The sequence below is a fragment of the Maribacter sp. 4U21 genome (assembly GCF_002742365.1).
Classification (GTDB): domain Bacteria; phylum Bacteroidota; class Bacteroidia; order Flavobacteriales; family Flavobacteriaceae; genus Maribacter.
The window spans coordinates 1-458 of record NZ_MDGN01000033.1; the positions used below are offsets into that span (position 1 = coordinate 1).

A 458-nucleotide genomic window follows, 5' to 3' on the forward strand; every position below is an offset into this window, starting at 1 on the left:
GGCGGCGTTGGCATCCAAGTCTCCCCGTATCATAACACCGGCCTTGGCCCATGGGTTGGTCTGCCCAAGGCTCACGACCCTGGCCACTATCTCACCGTCGCCCTCAAGCTCCTGGTAGACGTAGTGGAACTCGTCCGCGGCACCGAAGATATCGGCTCCCGAGGCCTTGACCTCATAGGTACCGTTGTCGAAACAGGCCTCACCGTCGGCACCCACGTTCCCTATATCGCTGCCCGTCCAAGGTGATGGCAGTGGACCGCAAGCGACATCGTCACCTTCCATCGTTATCGTCAACGTATCGGTGTCCGTGGCACCCCCACCATCGGTCACCGTCAGGGTGGCCGTGTAGATGCCCGCAACGGTATAGGTGTGCGAAACCGTCTCGCCGGTGCCCGTGGCACCGTCTCCAAAGTCCCAGGTGTAAGTGGCTATGCCAATGTCATCAATGGAACCGCTGC

General features: G+C 60.7%; 1 protein-coding gene. It reads right to left on the reverse strand.

The genetic code is table 11. The features are described 5' to 3' along the window. Positions 1-458: PKD domain-containing protein (locus BFP77_RS16935; protein WP_180272317.1), on the reverse strand; the 458-nt coding region annotated here is incomplete at both ends.